This is a genomic window from Haloleucobacter ellipsoideus, from assembly GCF_052491725.1.
The window spans coordinates 58547-79078 of the sequence record NZ_JBQWAR010000019.1 but is presented as its reverse complement, the minus strand read 5'-3'; the positions used below and the strand labels follow the sequence as shown (position 1 = coordinate 79078).

18 protein-coding genes are annotated in these 20532 nt (G+C 62.6%); 12 read left to right on the top strand and 6 right to left on the bottom strand.

Going from position 1 to position 20532, the window contains the following annotated elements; translation table 11 throughout:
• Positions 1–82 precede the first annotated feature (82 nt).
• Positions 83–1264: a cystathionine beta-lyase gene (gene metC / locus ACT6QG_RS10485; RefSeq protein ID WP_444977515.1), complete on the bottom strand. Its 1182-nt coding sequence runs from the start codon at positions 1262–1264 to the stop codon at positions 83–85.
• Between the two features lie 209 nt (positions 1265–1473).
• Here metC and ACT6QG_RS10480 point away from each other — a divergent pair, with 209 nt between their 5' ends.
• From ACT6QG_RS10480 to ACT6QG_RS10465, 4 genes are all read left to right on the top strand, one after another.
• A complete protein-coding gene (locus ACT6QG_RS10480) occupies positions 1474–2484 on the top strand; it encodes an amino acid ABC transporter substrate-binding protein (protein WP_444977514.1) in 1011 nt (336 codons plus the stop codon).
• Between the two features lie 218 nt (positions 2485–2702).
• Entirely contained in the window at positions 2703–3929 is a 1227-nt protein-coding gene (locus ACT6QG_RS10475) for an amino acid ABC transporter permease (protein ID WP_444977513.1), read from the top strand.
• A gap of 3 nt (positions 3930–3932) precedes the next feature.
• Positions 3933–5282, top strand: a complete 1350-nt coding sequence (locus ACT6QG_RS10470) for an amino acid ABC transporter permease (protein ID WP_444977512.1) — start codon at positions 3933–3935, stop codon at positions 5280–5282.
• A gap of 62 nt (positions 5283–5344) precedes the next feature.
• Complete coding sequence (locus ACT6QG_RS10465; protein ID WP_444977788.1) at positions 5345–6061, top strand: amino acid ABC transporter ATP-binding protein; 717 nt, start codon at positions 5345–5347, stop codon at positions 6059–6061.
• Positions 6062–6110: 49 nt separating this feature from the next.
• On the opposite strand, the gene panC is transcribed toward ACT6QG_RS10465, so the two are convergent.
• Positions 6111–6956, bottom strand: a complete 846-nt coding sequence (gene panC, locus ACT6QG_RS10460) for a pantoate--beta-alanine ligase (protein ID WP_444977511.1) — start codon at positions 6954–6956, stop codon at positions 6111–6113.
• Between the two features lie 180 nt (positions 6957–7136).
• On the opposite strand from panC, the gene ACT6QG_RS10455 reads away from it, so the two are divergent.
• Positions 7137–7916, top strand: coding sequence for a vWA domain-containing protein (locus ACT6QG_RS10455; protein ID WP_444977510.1), 780 nt, complete (start codon positions 7137–7139; stop codon positions 7914–7916).
• A 12-nt stretch (positions 7917–7928) separates the two neighbouring features.
• Complete coding sequence (locus tag ACT6QG_RS10450) at positions 7929–8648, top strand: DnaJ domain-containing protein (protein ID WP_444977509.1); 720 nt, start codon at positions 7929–7931, stop codon at positions 8646–8648.
• A 16-nt stretch (positions 8649–8664) separates the two neighbouring features.
• On the opposite strand, the gene ACT6QG_RS10445 is transcribed toward ACT6QG_RS10450, so the two are convergent.
• Entirely contained in the window at positions 8665–10326 is a 1662-nt protein-coding gene (locus tag ACT6QG_RS10445) for a serine hydrolase (protein ID WP_444977508.1), read from the bottom strand.
• A gap of 301 nt (positions 10327–10627) precedes the next feature.
• Between ACT6QG_RS10445 and ACT6QG_RS10440 the strand changes: the two genes are divergently transcribed.
• The 3 genes from ACT6QG_RS10440 (at position 10628) to clpA (ending at position 14543) form a co-directional block, all read left to right on the top strand.
• Positions 10628–11023, top strand: coding sequence for a phasin family protein (locus ACT6QG_RS10440; protein ID WP_444977507.1), 396 nt, complete (start codon positions 10628–10630; stop codon positions 11021–11023).
• A gap of 316 nt (positions 11024–11339) precedes the next feature.
• Positions 11340–11711 (top strand): ATP-dependent Clp protease adapter ClpS, encoded by a 372-nt coding sequence (gene clpS / locus ACT6QG_RS10435; protein WP_444977506.1) that lies wholly within the window; start codon positions 11340–11342, stop codon positions 11709–11711.
• Between the two features lie 345 nt (positions 11712–12056).
• Positions 12057–14543, top strand: a complete 2487-nt coding sequence (clpA, locus tag ACT6QG_RS10430) for an ATP-dependent Clp protease ATP-binding subunit ClpA (RefSeq protein ID WP_444977505.1) — start codon at positions 12057–12059, stop codon at positions 14541–14543.
• A gap of 91 nt (positions 14544–14634) precedes the next feature.
• Here clpA and ACT6QG_RS10425 read toward each other — a convergent pair whose 3' ends face one another.
• Positions 14635–15426, bottom strand: a complete 792-nt coding sequence (locus tag ACT6QG_RS10425) for an aminotransferase class IV (RefSeq protein ID WP_444977504.1) — start codon at positions 15424–15426, stop codon at positions 14635–14637.
• Positions 15427–15617: 191 nt separating this feature from the next.
• Between ACT6QG_RS10425 and ACT6QG_RS10420 the strand changes: the two genes are divergently transcribed.
• Both ACT6QG_RS10420 and ACT6QG_RS10415 read left to right on the top strand, forming a co-directional pair.
• Complete coding sequence (locus ACT6QG_RS10420; protein ID WP_444977503.1) at positions 15618–16394, top strand: AzlC family ABC transporter permease; 777 nt, start codon at positions 15618–15620, stop codon at positions 16392–16394.
• Positions 16391–16726, top strand: a complete 336-nt coding sequence (locus tag ACT6QG_RS10415) for an AzlD domain-containing protein (protein WP_444977502.1) — start codon at positions 16391–16393, stop codon at positions 16724–16726. Before ACT6QG_RS10420 ends, ACT6QG_RS10415 begins: the two co-directional genes overlap by 4 nt.
• A 98-nt stretch (positions 16727–16824) precedes the next feature.
• Here the strand turns inward: ACT6QG_RS10415 and glnA are convergent, their stop codons facing one another.
• Both glnA and ACT6QG_RS10405 read right to left on the bottom strand, forming a co-directional pair.
• Complete coding sequence (glnA, locus tag ACT6QG_RS10410; RefSeq protein WP_444977501.1) at positions 16825–18240, bottom strand: type I glutamate--ammonia ligase; 1416 nt, start codon at positions 18238–18240, stop codon at positions 16825–16827.
• A 46-nt stretch (positions 18241–18286) separates the two neighbouring features.
• On the bottom strand, positions 18287–18625 hold the full coding sequence (locus ACT6QG_RS10405; RefSeq protein WP_444977500.1) for a P-II family nitrogen regulator: 339 nt from the start codon (positions 18623–18625) through the stop codon (positions 18287–18289).
• Positions 18626–18867: 242 nt separating this feature from the next.
• Here ACT6QG_RS10405 and ACT6QG_RS10400 point away from each other — a divergent pair, with 242 nt between their 5' ends.
• Positions 18868–20382, top strand: a complete 1515-nt coding sequence (locus tag ACT6QG_RS10400) for an NAD(P)H-hydrate dehydratase (protein WP_444977499.1) — start codon at positions 18868–18870, stop codon at positions 20380–20382.
• Positions 20383–20532 lie beyond the last annotated feature (150 nt).

Genomic DNA, 20532 nt, shown 5'->3' with positions numbered 1-20532 from the left:
TCGCCGGCCGGAGTCAGATTGAACGGCTGCGCCAGAAGGATCATGAGATCAGCTTCAGGCGCAGCCGTTTTCGTGTGCAAGGTCAGGTGTGGGTCTGCATCTGCCGGAATGCGTTATCGAGATCGGCCTTGAGGTCATCAATATCTTCAAGGCCGATATGGAGACGCACCGCAGGCCCTTCTGCATTCCATGTGGTTGCGGTGCGGTATTCGTTGCAATTGAATGGAATGGCGAGGCTTTCAAAGCCGCCCCATGAATAGCCCATGCCAAACAGTTTCAGCGCATCGAAGAAGGCGGCCACAGCCTTCTCCGGCACCGGCTTCAGGATGATGCTGAACAGGCCGGAGGCGCCGGAAAAGTCACGCTTCCATATGGCATGGCCGGGATCATCCGGCAAAGCGGGGTGGAGAATGCGGGAGACTTCCGGCCGCTGCGCCAGCCAGCGCGCCATTTCAAGGCCCGCCTGCTGGTGATGGGCAAGGCGCACGGCAAGGGTGCGCAGGCCGCGCGCGCCAAGGGCCGCATCATCCGGGCTGACAGTGATGCCCAGCGTGCGATGGGTTGCCTTGACCTTGCCCCATGCCGGCCCAACGGCGGAGATGGTGCCCAGATTGAGGTCCGCATGGCCGCCAATATATTTGGTTCCGGCATGGATGGAGATATCCACCCCCACCTTGTGCGGCTGGAAGAAGAGCGGGGTGGCCCAGGTGTTGTCGATCAGCGTGGTGATGCCGCGCGCCCGCGCAATGGCGGCGATGGCGGGTACATCCGGCATCTCGAAGCTCTGTGAGCCTGGAGCCTCAAGGAAAATGGCGCGGGTATTGTCCCGGATCAGGGCGGTGATTCCCTCGTCGATCAGCGGGTCATAATAGGTGGTCTCGATGCCCATGCGGGCCAGCACCGTATTGCAGACATTGCGGGTGGGGCGATAGACCGAATCGACCATCAGGAGATGGTCCCCCGCGCCGAGAACGGAGAGCAGGCCCAGGGAGCAGGCCGAGAGCCCGGAAGGCGTGAGCACGACGCCATCGCTGCCCTCCAGCCCCTGCAAGGCCTGTTCCAGCCCCTCCACCGTGGGGTTGCCCTGCCGGCCATAGCTGTAGCGCCCATGCCCGCGAACCAGATCATCATAGGTGGGGGACAGGACCGTGGAGCCGCGCACGACGGGTGTATTCACAAAGCCATCAAAGCGTTGCGGGTCTCGTCCCAGATGGACCACCTCAGTGGCCGGCGCATGAGCGTTGCTGTTCTTGAGGGTTGCCATCGTGCTCTCCTGTCTCATCCGGCGCGGCGCAGGATAGCGTGAGCGCCGTGTGTCACAACAGTTTTGATGCCGCAGAGGGAGAATCGGCCCCAATACCGTGACAAGAGGTGGAAATGACAGAAGAATGTCTGCGATTTGCCTCGAAACCGGCTCGTTTTTGCAGCACATATCAGGCAAGCAGATCTTACCTGTATGCAAGGACACATTTCGTGAAACGCTTCCTTCTCGCCGCCGCCGGCGCATTGTTTATGACCGGCGCAGTTCATGCTGGTACACTGGATGACGTGAAGGCGCGGGGAACGCTCAACTGTGGCGTCACACAGGGGCTTCCCGGCTTCTCCTATACGGATGACAAGGGCGAATGGGCCGGGATGGACGTGGATTTCTGCCGCGCCATTGCCGCCGCCATCTTCGATGACCCGACCAAGGTGAAATTCTCCCCGCTTTCGGCGAAAGACCGTTTCACCGCTCTTTCCTCGGGCGCGGTGGATGTGCTCTCGCGCAACACCACCTGGACCATGTCCCGTGATACGACGCTGGGGTTCAATTTTGCCGGCGTCACCTATTATGACGGCCAGGGCTTTCTGGTGCGCGAGGCGCTGGGGCTGAAGAGCGTGCGGGAGCTGGAAGGCGCGTCCATCTGCGTGCAGACGGGCACCTCGAACGAGGTGAATGTGGCGGACTATTTCCGCGGGCAGGGCATGAAATATCGTGAAATCGTCGCCTTCGGCACGTTTGATGAGGCCATCAAGGCCTATCAGTCCGGCCGTTGCGATGTGTTTTCGGCCGATCGCTCGCAGCTCGCCGCCATGCGTCTCAAGCTGACAAACCCCTCCAGCCATGTGCTGCTGCCCGAAACCATCTCCAAGGAGCCGCTTGGCCCGCTGGTGCGGCATGGGGATGACCAGTGGTTCGATCTGGTGCGCTGGACCTATTTTGCTCTGGTGAATGCCGAGGAACTGGGCGTGACCAGACAGAATGTCGAGGAGATGCTGAAATCCACCGATCCCCGGCTGAAGCGCCTGCTGGGCACGGAAGGCAATTATGGCGAGGATGTCGGCGTGACCGCAGACTGGGTCGTCCGCATCGTGCGTGCCGTTGGCAACTATGGCGAAATCTATGATCGCAATGTTGGCCCGGGCACGCCTCTGGACATTGAGCGCGGGATCAACAATGTGTGGAGAAAGGGCGGCCTGCATTACGGCATGCCCGTGCGCTGAGGCCGCAAGGCCCGTTCTGACTTCCGCCGGCGCGCATCAGGTTCATGACCGGATGCGCGGGTGTTTCTGGAAGGTCCCCCGGCGCAAGGCGGGGGACTTTTCCCATTTGGGGGGGCCATATGCCGGATGCTCGCCAGCCAGGTGCACAGGTTCCGCTCCCGCCCGCCGGTCTCACGCGGGGCGGGGCATGGACAAGGTGGAGATGGACAAACCCGCATGTGCGCTCCGGCCTGATCCAGATTGTTCTGGCGGCTCTCCTGCTTTGGTTTCTCTGGTCCTTCTATGCCAATGCGCAGGCCAATCTCGACCGGATCGGCGTGAATTCCGGCTTCGGCTTTCTGGACCAGCGCGCCGGTTTCTCCATCAGCCAGACCCTGATCGCCTATGATGAGAACATGTCCTATGGGCGTGTGTTTCTGGTGGGGCTGCTCAATACCCTGCTGGTGGCGGCCTGCGGCATCGTGCTGGCAACGGTGTTCGGCTTTCTCATGGGTATCGCGCGGCTGTCCTCCAATGCCGTGATCCGCTTTCTCTCCGCGGCTTATGTGGAAGTGACACGCAACCTGCCGCCCCTGTTCCAGATCATGTTCTGGTATCTGCTGGCGCTTGCCGTGCTGCCGGGGCCCCGTGCCAGCTGGGGGCTCGGCCTTCAGCCCGTATTCAGCGGTTTTGCCGGAGCGCTGAATGCCCTCGGTCTCACCGCTTTTTCCAGCTGGATGGTGGGCGCTGCGCAGATGGTGGGGCCACCGCAGATATTTCTCAGCAATCGTGGTCTGGCCATGCCGCGCCTGTTGTTCGAGGATGGAGCGGGCTACGTCCTTGGCGCACTGGCGGTGGCGCTGTTGCTCTCCGCCGGCCTTGCCTATTGGGCGCGCCAGCGCAGGGAGCGCACCGGCCGGGCCTTCCCCGCCATGCGCTGCGCCATGGGGCTGGTGGTGCTTCTGCCACTGTTCGCCGCTCTGGCGACACATGTGCCATTTCATGTCGAGCGCCCGGAACTGCGCGGCTTCAATTTCTCCGGCGGCCTCAACATTATCCCGGAATTCGTGGCGCTGCTTCTGGCCCTTTCCATCTATACGGCGGGCTATATCGCCGAGATTGTGCGGGCCGGCATTCTTTCCGTGCAGCGCGGACAGATGGAGGCGGCGCGGGCGCTGGGGCTGAACAGGGCGCAAATGCTGCGTCTGGTCATTCTGCCGCAGGCGATGCGGGTCATCGTCCCGCCGCTCACAAGCCAGTATGTGAACATCACCAAGAACTCCACGCTGGGCGTGGCGATCGGCTATCCCGATCTGGTGTCGCTCTTCGCCGGAACCGTGCTGGAGCGGACCGGGCTGGCGATTGAGATCATTGCCATGATCATGGCCGTCTATCTCACCATTTCTCTGCTCACGTCCGGGATCATGACACTCTATGGCCGGCATATCGCATTGGTGGAGCGCTGAGCCATGGCGGATATGGAGGAGATGAAGAGGGGCGGATCATCTGTCGTGGCGTCACAAATCCTGCCCCCGCGTCCGCCGCCGGAAGGGCGCAGCGGCGTGTGGCGCTGGGCGCGGCGCAACCTGTTCGGTTCTCCGACGCAGGTGCTGCTCACCCTGTTCGGACTATGGCTGCTTTATGCCATCGTGCCGCCTCTGGTCTCGTTCTTCCTCACGGATGCGGTCTGGAAGGGGGAGAACCGCACGGCCTGCCTTCCGGCTGTGGACGGGGAAAATGTGGGTGCCTGCTGGCCCTTTATCCGCGCCAAGTTCGATCAGCTCATCTATGGCTTCTACCCGGCTGGGGAGCGCTGGCGGGTTGATGTGGTTTATGGGCTGGGTGCGGTTCTGCTGGTGCCGCTGATGGTTCCGCGCCTGCCGGGCAAGGCGGTGAATGCGCTGCTGTTTTTTGGTGCATTCCCGGTCGTTGCCTTTGTTCTGCTCACCGGTGGCCATCTGCGCCTTGCCCCTTTTCTGGGGGAGCTGTTACCCGGAACGGGCTTCTGGGGAGATGCTGCATTCTGTGCTCTCGGCGCTCTGGCGATTGTTGCCCTGTTGCGCCGGCATGACAGAAGCCGCGCCTTGCGCCGCGCCGTTCTGGCGCTCGTGCTGATCGGGCTTGTGCTGGCGGCGGTGACAGTCGATTTCGGGTTGGCACGTGTGGAAACGCGTCTGTGGGGCGGGTTGCTGGTGACGCTGGTGATCACCGTTGTTGGTGTCACCGTCTCCCTTCCTTTCGGGATCCTGCTGGCGTTGGGGCGTCGTTCCTCCTTGCCGCTGGTCCGCATCTGCGCGGTGACATTCATCGAGTTCTGGCGCGGCGTGCCGGTCATCACCGTGCTGTTCTTCGCCACCTATATGCTGCCCCTGTTCCTGCCGGGGGATCTGAGTGTTGATGCCTTGTTGCGGGCGCTGATCGGTGTCGCCCTGTTCGCGTCCGCCTATATGGCCGAGGTGGTGCGAGGCGGGCTGCAGGCGATTCCCAAAGGGCAGTTCGAGGGTGCGCAGGCGCTGGGGCTGAAGCCTGCACTGACCATGCGCCTTGTGGTGCTGCCGCAGGCGCTGCGCATTGTCATTCCCGGCATCGCCAACACTTTCATCGGCCTGTTCAAGGATACGACGCTGGTGATGATCGTTGCGATCTTTGATCTGCTGGGCGCGCTGCGGGCGGCGTTGACAGACCCCAACTGGGCCACGCCCACCACCCTGTTTACCGGGTTCGGCTTTGCCGGTCTGGTCTATTTTGCCTTCTCTTTCGGCATGTCACGGTATTCGATGGCGCTGGAGCGGCACCTGAACCAGAAGGAACGCGCATGACCCCAGACCTGACGGCTCGCCCTTCGGGGACGGCAACGCGTGAGGGCGCCGTTGCGATCGAGATGATCGATGTGAACAAGTGGTTTGGTGCCTTTCACGTGCTGCGGGATGTGAACCTGAGCGTGACGAGGGGCGAGCGGATCGTCATTTGCGGGCCATCAGGCTCCGGCAAATCCACGCTTATCCGCTGCATCAACCGGCTGGAGACGCATCAGCGCGGCCATATCCTTGTGGATGGTACCGAGCTGACGGATGACCTCAAGCAGATCGAGCAGGTGAGGAGCGAGGTTGGTATGTGCTTCCAGCACTTCAATCTGTTTCCGCATCTCACCATTCTGGAGAACTGCACGCTGGCCCCCATCTGGGTGCGCAACATGCCCCGCCGCGCGGCCGAGGAACTGGCCATGCAGTTTCTGGAGAAGGTGCGTATTCCCGATCAGGCCCACAAATATCCGGGCCAGCTCTCGGGGGGGCAGCAGCAGCGTGTGGCCATCGCGCGGGCCTTGTGCATGCGGCCGCGCATCATGCTGTTCGATGAGCCGACCTCGGCTCTGGACCCGGAAATGGTGAAGGAGGTGCTGGATACCATGGTGGAGCTGGCCAGCGAGGGCATGACCATGCTCTGCGTCACCCATGAAATGGGGTTTGCCCGTCAGGTGGCGGACCGGGTGGTGTTCATGGATGAAGGGCAGATTATCGAGATCAATGCGCCCGAGCCCTTCTTCTCGGCCCCCCGGCATGAGCGCACTCGGGCCTTTCTCAGCCAGATCCTGCGCTGAGCAGAGAGGGCGGAAGCGGGGCAGGCGGATGGCCGCCCCGCTCATCTGTTCAGGCCGGCAGATTGTCGATGAGGCGCGTGGTGCCCAGCCATGCGGCGGCTAGCAGGCGCACCGGCTCTCCCGGCGCCTTCAGCGGAGCCAGCGTCTCGGCATTGCGCGCAACCACATAATCCACCTTCAGGCCGCGCGTGCTGATCGTCTGGCTGGCGCGCAGCACGGCCTCTTCCGGATTGGTGCCGGAACCGATGGCGGTTGCCGCCCGCGAGAGCGCCTCATGGATCACTGGAGCCAGGCTGCGTTCCTGCGGGGTGAGATAGGCATTGCGGGAGGAGAGGGCGAGGCCATCAGCCTCCCGCAGCGTTGGCGCCGCCAGTACCTCGATATCCAGATCCAGATCCCGCGCCAGCCGCTTCAGCACCATGAGCTGCTGATAGTCTTTCTCTCCGAAAATGGCGCAGTCAGGCCGGCATTGCAGGAACAGCTTGCCGACCACAGTGGCGACACCCGTGAAGAATTGCGGACGGAAATCACTTTCCAGCCCGGCGGAAGGCCCTTCCACCGTAATGCGTGTGCCATAGCCGGCCGGATACATTTCCGCGACGCTCGGGGCATAGACCACATCCACCCCAAGCGCGGTGAGCTTCTCAAGGTCTGCATCAAAGGTGCGCGGATAACGGTCGAAATCCTCATTGGGTCCGAACTGGGCCGGATTCACGAAGATGGAAACCACGGTGCGCTGTGCCACTTCCTGCGCCTTGAGCACAAGGGATTCATGCCCGGCATGCAGCGCGCCCATGGTGGGGACCAGCGCCACTCGCTCGCCAGCGGCGCGGAATGTGCTCACCTGCGCCCTCAGATCCTTTACCGTGTGCACCACAAGCGGCTTGTTTGCCATTGTCCTGTGCCTTTCGTCCCCGCGTGCCTGCCTGCGCCGGATGCGCGTGCGGGGAGAGGGAGACTAAAACGCGACGGGGCGGGAGGGAAGATGCTGAAATGGGGCTGCCGCATACCCTTTGCCCTTGGTTAAGAAGGCGACACCACTTATGTGTGCAGGGGTGCAATGTCCGGAGGTTTCATGGCGACATCTGATGATGACAGGCGCACACGGGCTCCTTCCCGCTCTCCCATGGGGCAGCAGGGAGCCGGCGGATCTGTCTCGGCGCGCACATCCGGCCCGGTGCAGGCCTCAAGTGCGGAAGATGTTGCGCGCTTTCTCCAGGCCGTGAAGGCCACCCCATCCGCGCGCCCGGCCACAGGCACGGGGCGGCTGGCCTTTGCGCTGGACGCGACGGGCTCCCGTCAGCCCACCTGGTCTCTGGCCTGTGATATTCAGGCCGACATGTTCGCGGCTGCGGCGGCCTATGGCGGCCTTGAGATGCAGATCGTCTATTACCGGGGCATCGACGAGTGCAGGGCCTCTCCCTTTGTGGCCGATGCCGGCACATTGCGGCGGCTGATGAGCAAGATCCACTGCATGGGTGGCCTCACACAGATCCATCGCGTTCTGGGGCACCTGCAAAAGGAGGCGGAGCGTTCCGGCCTGAAGGCGGCGGTATTCGTGGGTGATGCGCTGGAGGAGGACCCGGATGCGCTCCATGCGGCGGCGGGGCAACTGGCCCTGCGCGGTGTGCGTCTCTTCATGTTTCAGGAAGGGCATGACTGGCAGGTGGAGGAAACCTTCCGCGCGCTGGCGAAGATCACCGGGGGGGCATATTGCCGTTTCGATGCCCATGCAGCGGCCCAGTTGCGCGCCCTGCTTGCGGCCGTGGCGGCCTATGCCGCAGGCGGACGGCCCGCGCTCGAAGCGCGCCGGGATGATGGAGCGCGCCTGTTGCTGGCCGCGCTCAAGCACTGAAAGGAATGGCTCTTGGTAGCCCTGATCGTTGGCGGCCTGCTGCTTGTCATCGCCCTTTATGGACTGAAAATCTGGACCGGGGCTGATCCGAGGGTCCTGATTCAGACAGCGAAACGCACTTTCGGCATCCTCGCCCTTGTGGGGGCGGCGGCCTCTCTCGCTCTGGGGCGGGTTGGCTGGGCAATGCCCCTTGGCATGCTGGGATTTGCCCTGCTCGGGCGGGGTGGACGACAGGGGCTTGGCGGCCTTTTTGGCGGTCTGGGCGGGAATGGAAATCCACCCAAGACATCCAGTGTGACGACCGCGGTTCTGGAAATGGAGCTGAACCACGATACGGGCGATATGCGCGGCCGGGTTCTGAGTGGCGCTTTTTCCGGGCGGAAGCTCGAAGAGCTGAACATTGCCCAGCTTCTGGATCTGCGCGCTGAGTGTGACGCGCAGTCCCTCGCCCTACTTGAAGCTTATCTCGACCGCCGGGCGCCCGCCTGGCGTGAGAACGCGCAGGGCGACACGGGTGGGGGGAATATGGGCGGCGCGTCCTCGCACAGCGGCGCGATGACGGAAGAGGAAGCCTATCAGATCCTTGGGCTTGAGCCGGGCGCGGAGCCCGCCCGCGTTCGGGAGGCGCACCGCACCTTGATGAAGAAAGTCCACCCCGACCACGGAGGAACGGACTATCTGGCGGCGCGGATCAATCAGGCCAAGGATGTGATTTTGCGCAAACATGGCTGATTCTCTTTGAATTCACTCAGTTCCGGACAGTCATGCAGGCGAACGCGTTACGCTTGAGTAAACGGCAAGCGGCTTCTGCGGTCTTTTTGTCGAGGCCGGCAAAGCGGGCGCGATACAGATCGTTGGAGCCCCGCGTGACCTTCTCTGTGTAGGGGTCGGCATTGCCCAGCAGCTCCACGGCCGTGGTGCGGGCAAGGGAGAGGCTCTGGCGGGCCTGGCTCTCGGCATTGAAGGCGCCGATCTGGATGGCCCAGCCTGAATCCGCGGAAGAGGGGCGGTTGTTGCTGGAGGCGCGCGCCGGCGTGGGGGCTGGCGTCGGCTCAAGGGATGCCGTCCGTGTGGTGCCGGCCGGCCGGGGCGCGGGGGCGGCGAAGCGGGAGGCTTCCTGCACGGCATCACGCGCATTGAAGTTGTTGTTGCTGAGCGCAGCCGTGGCCCGCTCCTCCACGGGAGACGTGGCCTGCCCATCCGGGCCGAGATAACCCAGAACACCGGCGGGCGTGTTGAACCCCTGACCGGCCTGCTCCGCCGAAGCGACGGCAGACTGCGCGGCATTGTTGCTCTCCCGCACGCGTGCGGCAGGGCGGGGAATGGTGGCGGTGCGCACGGCAACAGGAGCAATGGGAGCGGTGGAGCCGGCCATGGCCTGCGGCCGCTCGGCGGTGGAACCCGTCACCTCCGGTTCCGCTTCCGCGAGCACGATATATTCCGGCTTGGGAAGGGGTGCGACACTGTGAGGGGTGGCCTCTTCACGTGCGACAGCCTCGGGAACGGGGACATTGGACCGCGCGACAAGAGGATTCTCTGTCACACGCGGTGCGGTGCGTCGGCCCGCTGTGGCGCGCGGCAGATGTGTGGCGATGAGTTCAGCCATCTGCGCATCACGTGCGCGACCGGTCCGTCCGCCAAGAACGACGCCGATCACATAACGGCCATCACGCTTCACCGAGGTCAGCAGATTGAAGCCGGAAGCGCGGGTGTAGCCGGTCTTGATGCCATCCACGCCTTCCACCCGCCCAAGCAGGCGGTTGTGATTGGCAATCGAACGGCCCTGATAATTGAAGGAGCGGGTGGCGAAGTAGCGATACTGGCGCGGGAACCGATCCTGAATCGCGCGGCCGAGAATGGCCAGATCGCGCGCGGTCGTCACCTGACCGGGGTGGGGCAGGCCCGAGGCATTGTAGAAATTTGTGCGATGCATGCCGAGCGCGCGCGCCTTGCGCGTCATCATGGCGGCAAAATTGGCCTCGCTGCCGCCGATGGCTTCCGCGATTACCACGGCGACATCATTGGCCGAACGGGTCACGAGAGCCTGGATGGCATCATCAACGGAAATGCTGGAGCCGGCGCGCACCCCAAGCTTTGAAGGCGGCTGCGCGGCCGCGCGGGCCGAAACGGGCAGGCGGCTGTTTGTGGAGAGGCGACCGGCCTCCATCCTTTCAAACAGCAGATAAAGGGTCATGACCTTGGTGACGGAGGCGGGATGACGCAGGGCGTCCGCATTCTGGGCCTGAAGCACGCGCCCTGTATTGGCATCCACGATGATCGAGGATGAGCCTGTCTTCCACTGCTCCTTGGAGGACTGGGCCTGCGCCGGAGACGTGAAGGCGAACCCGGCGATCAGGGCCACGCCGAGGGCTTTGGTCAGGAGCGAGAAGCTCGCAGAAGCAGAACGCATAAACAATGCCCCGTATGATCGGTCGCTATTTGCACAGGACCGGACCAGGGTGGATTTCACGGCTTGCGCCCTTGACGCAGGCGCAAAGACGGCGTGGTCCGGCATGACCAGGGCACACCCTAGGGCCGCGGAGTTACCAGCGCGTAAATCTCGCACCTGCGACAATTGTGCGACGCACAAAAATATTGACATTTATGTTGCAGTGCATATTATTCGCTCATGGATGGATCTCAGACAGGCCATCCGGAATTGGCAGCGTATCGGCCACCACGGGTTGGCCGGGCACAGAATGAGGCTTCCCATGGTTCAGACCGCTGAAGAGTTCAAGCAGCTCAGCAAGGACAATATCGAGAACGCCGTGAAGAATTTTGGTGTTCTTTCCAAGAACGCTCAGGCGATCGCCGTCGAGATCGCTGATTACACCAAGACCTCTTTTGAGCAGGGTACTGCCGCGCTTGAGAAGCTGCTGGCTGCCAAGAGCCTGGATCAGGCCGCTGAAATCCAGCAGGCTTATCTGAAGGCCGCTTATGAGGGTGCGGTGGCTCAGGCTCAGAAGATCACCGAGCTGTACACCGAACTGGCCAAGGAAGCCTACAAGCCGTACGAAGGCGCCTTCAAGCCTTTCGAGGGTTCCTTCAAGCCCTTCGAAGGCGCTTTCAAGCCTTTCGACGGTTCTTTCGGCAAGTTCCAGGGCTGATGCTCAAGCCTGGCGAGGCGGGGCATCCCAGTCTCTCCGGGTCGCTGCCATAGCTCCGGATCTGTCTTTAGGTCAGGATGACATTCGAAAAAGCCCGGTCTTGCCGGGCTTTTTCATTTCAGCAGCTCTTACCTGTCGCAGCATGGCTTGCGGGGTAGATTTCAGGGCCGCAATGTGCGAGGGAGCAGGGCTGATAGGGCATACGGCGCGCAAAACCTGCAACCAATGCCTGTTTTTGGATCGCAGTGAAATTGCGTCGGTGCTTCTGCCAGTTTTTCAGGCTGGTGTGTGTAGCGCAGGTCAGAGTGCGGTGGACATGAAACAGACCGGCACATTCATTTCTCTCCCGGCCGTGCTGTCCGGGGATGACAAAACGCGAAATGACGATAACGGAGATGATACCTCCGTCATCACCCGCACCAGGACGCGGGCCAAGAAGCCGAGCCTGTATCGCGTGCTGCTGATGAATGACGATTACACCCCGATGGAATTCGTGGTGCATGTGCTCCAGCGCTTCTTCAACAAGAATGACGCCGAAGCGCACCGCATCATGCTGCATGTCCATCATCAGGGCGTGGGGGAGTGTGGGGTCTTCACCTATGAGGTTGCCGAAACCAAGGTGACGCAGGTGATGGATTTTGCCCGCAAGCACCAGCACCCCTTGCAGTGCGTCATGGAAAAGAACTGACGCCAGCTTCCCCTGCCCATGGAACGAACATGGCGGACTATTCCACAGCCGCCCGCCCTTGCGGCGGGTGGAACTGTCGCAGGCGCTATATTTGAACGGCTAGAAAACAGCCCCGCCGGCCTGCCTTGCGCGCGCCAGAGACACCCTTAAGCAGCTGTATCATATCACCAAATTCTGAACCGGGATGGCCCGCCCCGCCCTTGCTCCCGGGAAGGTGAAGCCATGTGACGGCACCTTTGGGCTTGCACAGGACGCCATCCGATACGAAGTTTAGGTAAACGGCGCACATGCCATGAGTTCCGCGATGCCTCGCGGGATGAGGTGAGGAGCGCGAAAGAGGTGTCGATGCCCACATTCTCCCGCAGCCTTGAGCAGTCGCTCCATCGTGCGCTGTCGTTCGCGAATGAGCGTCACCACGAATATGCGACCCTTGAGCATCTGCTGCTCTCCCTCATTGATGACCAGGACGCGGCTGCTGTCATGCGGGCGTGCAATGTCGATCTGGAAAAGCTACGGCGCAATCTGGTCGATTATATTGATACGGAGCTGGAGAATCTGGTCCAGCCCGGCTCTGACGATTCCAAGCCGACAGCCGGCTTCCAGCGCGTGATCCAGCGCGCGGTGATTCATGTCCAGTCCTCCGGGCGGGAGGAGGTGTCCGGCGCCAATGTGCTGGTGGCCATCTTCGCCGAACGGGAGAGCCATGCCGCCTATTTCCTGCAGGAGCAGGACATGACGCGCTATGATGCCGTGAACTATATTTCACACGGCATCGCCAAGCGCTCCGGCATGTCCGAGAGCCGCCCGGTGCGCGGTGCGGATGAAGAGGTCGAGACCAAGGGCACGGATGAAAAGCCGAAAAAGGCCAATGCCATCGAGGCCTATTGTATCGACCTGAACAAGAAGGCGCGTGACGGCAAGATTGATCCGCTGATCGGCCGGGACAAGGAAATCCAGCGCTCCATTCAGGTGCTGTGCCGCCGGCAGAAGAACAATCCGCTGCTGGTGGGAGATCCGGGCGTTGGCAAGACCGCCATCGCCGAGGGGCTCGCCCGGCGGATCATCGATGGGACTGTGCCGGAGGTTCTCTCGACCGCCACTGTCTATGCGCTGGATATGGGCGCACTTCTGGCCGGCACCCGCTATCGCGGTGATTTCGAGGAACGACTCAAGCAGGTGGTGAAGGAGATCGAGGCCGAGCCGAACGCCATCATGTTCATCGATGAGATTCATACGGTGATCGGTGCGGGGGCGACCTCTGGCGGCGCGATGGATGCCTCAAACCTGCTCAAGCCGGCGCTGGCCTCTGGCGCGCTGCGCTGCATGGGCTCGACCACCTACAAGGAATACCGCCAGTATTTCGAGAAGGATCGCGCCCTTGTGCGTCGCTTCCAGAAGATTGATGTGGCGGAACCGTCCGTGGCGGACAGCATCGAAATCCTGAAGGGGCTGAAGCCCTATTTCGAGGAGCATCACAAGCTGCGCTACACCAATGAGGCCATCAAGGCCGCGGTGGAGCTTTCGGCCCGCTATATTCATGACCGCAAGCTGCCGGACAAGGCGATCGACGTGATCGACGAAAGCGGCGCGGCGCAGATGCTGCTGCCGGAAGGCAAGCGCAAGAAGACGATCGGCCTGAAGGAAATCGAGGCAACGATAGCCACGATCGCGCGTATCCCGCCCAAGTCGGTCTCGAAGGACGATGCCGAGGTGCTCGCCAATCTGGAAGGCACACTCAAGCGCGTGGTCTATGGGCAGGACAAGGCGATCGAGGCGCTGGCCGGCTCCATCAAGCTGGCGCGCGCGGGCCTGCGGGAGCCGGAAAAGCCGATCGGCTGCTATCTCTTCTCCGGCCCCACGGGTGTCGGCAAGACAGAGGTGGCCAAGCAGCTGGCGGCGACACTGGGCGTGCAGCTCCTGCGTTTCGACATGTCGGAATATATGGAGCGGCATACGGTGAGCCGCCTTATCGGCGCGCCTCCCGGTTATGTCGGCTTTGACCAGGGCGGACTGTTGACCGATGGCGTGGACCAGAACCCGCACTGCGTGCTGCTGCTCGACGAAATTGAAAAGGCCCATCCGGACCTGTTCAACATTCTCCTGCAGGTGATGGACCACGGCAAGCTGACCGACCACAACGGCAAGCAGATCGACTTCCGCAATGTCATCCTGATCATGACGACAAATGCGGGTGCTGCGGATCTGTCCAAGGCGGCATATGGCTTCACCCGGAACAAGCGTGAGGGTGACGATACGGAGGCGATCAACCGCACCTTCGCGCCCGAGTTCCGCAACCGTCTGGATGCTGTCATCCCGTTCGGGCATCTCTCCGCGGATGTCATCCGGCATGTGGTGGAGAAGTTCGTGCTTCAGCTTGAGGCGCAGCTTGCTGACCGGCAGGTGACCATCGAGCTGACCGAGGCCGCCACCAACTGGCTGGTGGAGCGCGGTTATGATGAGCAGATGGGCGCCCGCCCCATGGCGCGGGTGATCCAGGAGCATATCAAGACCCCGCTGGCAGACATGGTGCTGTTTGGTGCGCTCAAGAAGGGCGGCCATGTGCGGGTGGTGGTGGAAGGCGAGGGGGCGGATTCCCGTCTCGGCTTCGAGTTTCCCGAGGAGCCGGCCGCGCCTTTGCCGGAAAAGGAAACCGGAGAAAAGCCAAAGTCCGCACCACAGCGGCGGCGCAAGCCTTCCGGTGATGGCAAGTCTCCCAAGGGGAAGGCGGATGGCGATGCCCCGGATGGGGATGACAAGGGCGGCAAGCCGGGCCCCAGAAATGGCGGGCGTTCCGGCAGCCCGGTGCCCAAGATGCCCCTGGCCAAGGTCTGATCAAAAGAAAACCCCGCACATATCATGTGCGGGGTTTTCTGTTTGCAGGACTCTCTCCGGCGCGTGCAACACCGCCCCTTGCAAGACCGGCTCAGGCTTCACCCAGACGCTTGGCCAGCCTGTGCGCCACTTCAAAGCTGCCATAGGTGCGTGCGCCCAGCGCCTGCACCGGGCGGATGCTCAGGCTGGAGGTCAGGAACAGCTCATCCGCCTGCTCCAGATCCGACAGGTGCAGCGAGGCTTCCTGTGCCCCCTGTCCCATCATCGCCGCACGCATCACGCCGGGTAACGCGCCATCATTCAGCGGTGGTGTGAGCAGCCGTCCTTCGATGACCGCGAAAATATTGGCGATGGTCGTTTCCGCGATTCGTCCCTGCGTGTTCAGCAGCAGGGCATCATCCGCGCCCTTTTGGGTCGCCTCCTGCCGTGCCAGAATATTATCCAGATAATTCAGGGATTTGACCTGACTCAGGGGTGAAAACTCATTGCGTCTTGTTACGGTGGCAATGATGAGGCGGGCAGGTGGGGGAGCAGCAGCGCCTGAAGCGGCAGTGATCATCACGGTTGGCTGCGGCTCGGCCGGGGGCAGAACGCCACGCGGGCCGGGACCGCGGGTCAGCGTCAGGCGCAGGCTGCCATCTTCAAGGGTGTTGGCGGCCCGCACACGCTCCAGATCCGCCAGAACATCACCTGCAGGAATGGGAATGCCCAGAATCTGGGCGCCGCGCATCAGGCGGGCATGGTGGGCCGGGAAACGCTGAATCCGGCCGTTTCGCACGCGCAAGGTTTCAAACAGGCCGTCTCCCAGCAGAAAGCCGCGATCCGCCGGTGCAATATGGGCGTCTTGCATATCCAGCAAATGGCCATTGAGCAGGCACTTCATGGGTCTCTCCGGGTGAGGAGGCCTGCCGCCGGGGCGTGGTGTGGATCGGTGCCCGACATATGGCCAGCCATGAGGGGGACGAGGAGCTGCCGGGCAGGCTCGCTGATTTTCGCATATCACGGGCGAATAAAAATCTTCTAGAAAGAGCTGTGCTGCATTGTCGCACCCTTCATTTCTGCAAGATGGCCCGTGTGTCGGATCTTCCTGAGCATTCTGAAACTGTGAAGCCTGTGCCGGAGCAGCCGGCATTCAGGTGGTTCCTGCGCGGAGTGCGCCACGCTGTCTCCATGCCCGGTCTGGTGCTCTTCGCCAGTTATGTCGGCTATGGCGCGTTGCTTCAGGGGGTGGATTTTCCAATTCTGGCCGGAGTTCTCAGCACCTATCTCATCTGGGCCCTGCCGGCGCAGGTCATTCTGGTCGGTGGATTGGCGGCGGGCACGGCCCTGCCGGCTCTGGCACTGGCGGTGATGCTGTCATCCATCCGCTTTCTGCCCATGGTGGTGGCTATTGCTCCATATATGCGCGGCCCGAGGCGCAGCCTGTTGCAGGAATTGTTCTGTGCCCATTATGTGGCCATGACCGTATGGGTGGAGGGGCTGCGCCTGCTGCCGCACATGCCGGGAGAGGGCCGGGTGCCCTTCACTCTCGGGCTGGGCAACATGCTGATCTTTCAGAGCATGATTGCCACCGCGGTCGGGTTCTACATGGCGGGTGAAGTGCCCCCGCCTGTCGCCGCTGGCCTGCTTTTCCTGACGCCCCTGTTTTTCTCTATCGTGCTGGTGCGTGGGGCAACGGCCGCGCTGGACTGGATGTCGCTTGCGGCTGGCGTGCTGCTCATTCCAGTGGTGCAATATTTCAGCCTTGGGGATGGTCTGGACCTGATGGTGGCAGGAATTGGGGGCGGCACCGCCACCTATGCGATCGACCGCATTTTCCTGCGCGGGCGCAGAAAAGGCAGGCGGGCATGAGCGAAAGCTATGCGCTGATGATCGTGCTTCTGGTTGGCTTTCTGCCGACGGAGATCTGGCGGACGCTGGCGGTGTTTGCCGGGCGGCAGGTGGAGGAGGGCAGCGAGGTCTTTCTCTGGGTGCGCGCCGTGGCGACAGCCTTGCTGGCCGCTGTAGTCGCGCGCCTGCTTTTTGTTCCGGCCGGTCCTCTCATGGCCGTTCCCCTGCTGGTCCGGCTGGGGTCCGTCGCCTTTGGCATCGCCATTTTCACCTGGGTCCGCCGCTCCCTCTTTCTTGCCATTCTGGGCGGCGAGGTGCTGCTGATACTGGCCGCGATGTGGTTTGCCCCCTGAGGGCGGGCAGGCACAGGGGCACGGACATGAAAAAAGGGCGCCCGTGAGCGCCCTTTTCCATCGGCTCGGGTTGCGGGGCACGAGGCCCCGCTTCCAGATCAGACCGAATAGTACATGTCGAACTCGACCGGGTGAGGCGTCATGTCGTAGCGCATCACCTCAGCCATCTTGAGGTCGATATAGGACTCGATGAAGTCCTTCTGGAACACATCGCCCTTGAGCAGATAGTCGTGGTCCGCCGCCAGAGCTTCCAGAGCCTCACGCAGGGAGCCGGAAACGGTGGGGATCTGCTTCAGCTCGGCCGGGGGCAGGTCGTAAAGATCCTTGTCCATGGCCTGGCCGGGGTCGATGCGGTTGAGGATGCCGTCCATGCCCGCCATGAACAGGGCAGCGAAAGCGAGATAGGGGTTCGCGCCCGGATCGGGGAAGCGGACCTCGACGCGCTTGGCCTTCGGGTTGTTGGTATAGGGAATGCGGCAGGAGGCCGAACGGTTGCGGGCGGAATAGGCCAGCAGCACCGGCGCCTCATAACCCGGAACCAGACGCTTGTAGGAGTTGGTCAGCGGGTTGGTGAAGGCATTCAGCGACTTGGCATGCTTGATGATGCCGCCGATATACCACAGGCAGTAGTCGGAAAGGTCGGCATACTTGTCGCCGGCGAAGAGCGGCTTGCCATCCTTCCAGATGGACTGGTGGACGTGCATGCCGGAGCCATTGTCACCGAAGACGGGCTTGGGCATGAAGGTCGCGGTCTTGCCATAGATGTTGGCGACCTGATGGATGCAGTACTTGTAGATCTGCAGATGGTCGGCCGCGGTCACCATGGACTGGAACTTCAGGCCAAGCTCATGCTGGGCGGAAGCCACTTCATGGTGGTGCTTCTCGACATCCACGCCCATGCCGGCCATCGCGCCAAGCATTTCGGAGCGCATGTCCTGCGCGCTGTCGATCGGGGGAACGGGGAAGTAGCCGCCCTTGGTCTTCACGCGGTGGCCGAGATTGCCGCCCTCATAATCCGTATCGGAGTTGGTGGGCAGTTCGGTACAGTCCAGCTTGAAGCCGGTGTTGTAGGGGTCGGCGCGGAAGCGCACGTCATCAAAGATGAAGAATTCGGCTTCGGGACCGAAGAACACCGCATCGCCAATGCCGGTGGACTGGGCATAGGCCTCGGCCTTCTTGGCGATGGAGCGCGGGTCACGGCTGTAGGGCTGGCCGGTGGTCGGCTCCAGCACGTCGCAGACCAGCGAGAGGGTGGTCTCGGCGAAGAAGGGGTCGATCGTGGCGGTGGTCGGGTCCGGCATCAGCAGCATGTCGGACTCGTTGATGGTCTTCCAGCCGGCGATGGAGGAGCCGTCAAAGGCGGTGCCTTCTGCCAGAAACTCTTCATCCACCATGCGGATGTCGAACGTGACATGCTGCCACTTTCCGCGCGGATCGGTGAAGCGCAGGTCGACATACTTCACGTCTTCGTTCTTGATCTTGTCGAGGACGTCCTGTGCCGTCTTGGTCGTCATGTGAGTTTCTGCCTTTCTGCGAAAAGAATAAGAAAACCGGAGGGGGTCAGATGGCGTCGAGCCCGGACTCGCCGGTGCGGATACGGATGGCTTCCTCAACAGGCGAGATGAAGATCTTGCCATCACCGATCCGCCCGGTCTGGGCGGCGCGGCGCACGGCATCGACGGCCTTTTCGACCATCTCGTCTGCCAGAACGACCTCGATTTTCACCTTGGGCAGGAAGTCCACCACATATTCGGCGCCGCGATACAGCTCCGTGTGGCCCTTCTGTCGCCCGAACCCCTTGGCTTCCGTGACGGTGATGCCTTGCAGTCCGACGTCCTGCAGAGCCTCCTTCACTTCATCAAGTTTGAAGGGTTTGATGATTGCCTCGATCTTCTTCATGCGCTCCGTCTCCCGGGCTCGGCTCTCTGCCGCATGGTCGAGCCGCAATGTGTAAAGCAGGATGCGTGCCATCTGCTGGTTTGTGGGCCGGAGCCGCCTTCGGATCGCAGACCTGCACTGAGATTGCACGTTTAATAGGCAGCGTGCCTATTAGCCAGTCACGCCGGGCCGGTAAAGGCCAAAGGCACTGTATATCAACTAGGCAGCCGGTCATACTGGCTCACTGGTAAAGGAGGGATGCAATGTACGAACTGCTTGATCCGAAACAGATGGGCCGTGCGGATCGTTGCGCTGTCGAAATGGGCGTCCCTTCTCTGGTGCTCATGGAAAATGCGGGGCAGGCTGTGGCCCGGTGCACGGCGCGCCATCTTGGCGCACCGGAGGCGGAAGGGGGCAGAAAGCGTGTTTTCGTGCTCTGCGGGCCGGGAAACAATGGCGGGGACGGCTTTGTCGCCGCCCGCCTTCTGGCCGGGCAGGGGTATGATGTGCGGCTCGCCTTGCTGGGTGATGTCACGGCCCTTGTGGGTGATGCCGCGGAGAATGCCAGACTCTGGACAGGTGCGGTCGAGCAACCCGAGGCGCTGGATCTCACCCGGGCGGATGTGATCGTTGATGCCCTTTTCGGCGCGGGACTGGGCCGGGATCTGGATGGGGCCGCCCGAGCGCTGGTTGAGCGCATCGCATCTTCCGGTCGTCCTGTCATCGCGGTGGACCTGCCATCGGGCGTGGATGGCGCGAGTGGCGCGGTGCGCGGCTGCAGTGTGCTGGCGGTGGCGACCGTGACCTTCTTCCGCCGCAAGCCGGGCCACATGCTGGAGCCCGGGCGGAGCCTGTGCGGCGCGGTCGATGTGGTGGATATCGGCATTCCCGAGGCGGTCCTTCACGATGTGCAGCCGGACACTTTTGTGAATCATCCCTCTTTCTGGGAGGCGGCCTTCCCCGTGCCGCGGGAGAGTGGACATAAATATGATCGCGGCCACACGGTTGTGGTGAGCGGCAGCGTGTGGACAAGTGGCGCGGCCCGGCTGGCGGCCCGCGCGGCGCTGCGCGGAGGGGCGGGGCTGGTCACCGTCGCGTGCCCAAGGGAATCACTGCCCCTGCATGCTTCCTCCTACGCCGCCCTCATGCTGCGCCCGATGGAGAGCGCGGATGATCTGGCCCATCTTCTGGAAGACAGGCGTCTGCATACGGTTGTGCTGGGGCCGGGGCTCGGAGTCGGGCCGCAGACATGTCGCAAGATCGAGGTGGCCGCGCCCGGCCGGCGCCTTGTTCTGGATGCGGACGCGCTCACCTCGTTCGCAGGTCGGCACGAGGATCTGGCTGGGTTTGTGGAGCGTTCGGAGGCCACGGTGATCACCCCGCATGAGGGGGAGTTTGCCCGGCTGTTCAGTGCCGTGCCGCAGGTGCAGGCGGCGTGCGGCAAGCTGGCCCGGGCCCGTGCGGCAGCCGCCACCCTTGGTGCTGTCGTGGTGCTGAAGGGGGCCGATACAGTGGTTGCGGCACCCGACGGGCGGGCGACCATTGCTGAAAATGCACCGCCCTTCCTTGCAACCGCAGGGGCAGGCGATGTTCTGGCCGGCTTCATCGCCGCGCTGCTCTCACAGGGCATGCCCGCTTTCGAGGCCGCATCCGCCGCGGTATGGCTGCATGGGGAGGCGGCCCATGAAGTGGGGGCCGGTCTCATCGCGGATGACCTGCCGGATGCCCTGCCATATGTTTACGGGCGGCTCATGCCACTTCTGGAGAGGGGCGCCTGAGAGGGCGAAAGGGGTTGCTGGCATGTGGATAGCCGCGGTTTGCCCGGAAGTCGCCCGATTTCCCGTTACGAAGCATGGTATAGGCTCTATTTTGTTGCTGTACCTTTCGCGGGGCATGATATAAGCCCCGACCCGACCGGTACGTGTGAA